Origin of the sequence: Citrobacter sp. TBCS-14, from assembly GCF_005280805.1 — a bacterium.
GTDB classification, from domain to species: Bacteria; Pseudomonadota; Gammaproteobacteria; order Enterobacterales; family Enterobacteriaceae; genus Citrobacter; species Citrobacter gillenii.
This window is the reverse complement of the sequence record NZ_SZWM01001227.1, coordinates 1-607: the sequence shown is the minus strand read 5'-3', so window position 1 is coordinate 607 and position 607 is coordinate 1. Positions and strand designations below refer to the sequence as shown.

Genomic DNA, 607 nt, shown 5'->3' with positions numbered 1-607 from the left:
GAATGGGGCACAGTGGGTGGTACATGCGTTGCGTGCACAAGGGGTTCAAACCGTCTTTGGTTATCCCGGTGGCGCAATTATGCCGGTTTACGATGCATTGTATGACGGCGGCGTAGAGCACCTGTTGTGCCGACACGAGCAGGGTGCGGCGATGGCGGCGATTGGTTATGCCCGTGCAACGGGTAAAACCGGTGTTTGTATCGCCACTTCCGGCCCTGGTGCTACCAACCTGATCACCGGACTTGCCGATGCGTTGTTAGATTCTGTTCCAGTGGTCGCGATCACCGGCCAGGTGGCATCACCTTTCATCGGAACGGATGCGTTCCAGGAAGTGGACGTGCTTGGTATGTCGCTGTCCNCAGTCACTGGAAGAGCTGCCGCGCATCATGGCTGAGGCCTTCGCCGTGGCGAATTCCGGTCGCCCGGGTCCGGTTCTGGTGGATATCCCGAAAGACATCCAATTAGCCAGCGGTACGCTGGAGCCGTATTTTACCACCGTCGAAAACGTTGAGGCTTTCCCGCATGCTGACGTTGAGCAGGCGCGTAACATGCTGGCGCAGGCGCAAAAACCGATCCTGTACGTCGGTGGCGGCGTAGGTATGGCGCA

The 607-nt window shown here is 58.6% G+C and carries 1 pseudogene; it reads left to right on the top strand.

Annotated elements, in window-relative coordinates:
* A pseudogene (locus tag FDX22_RS26380) lies at positions 1-607 on the top strand (thiamine pyrophosphate-binding protein); the annotation flags it as partial.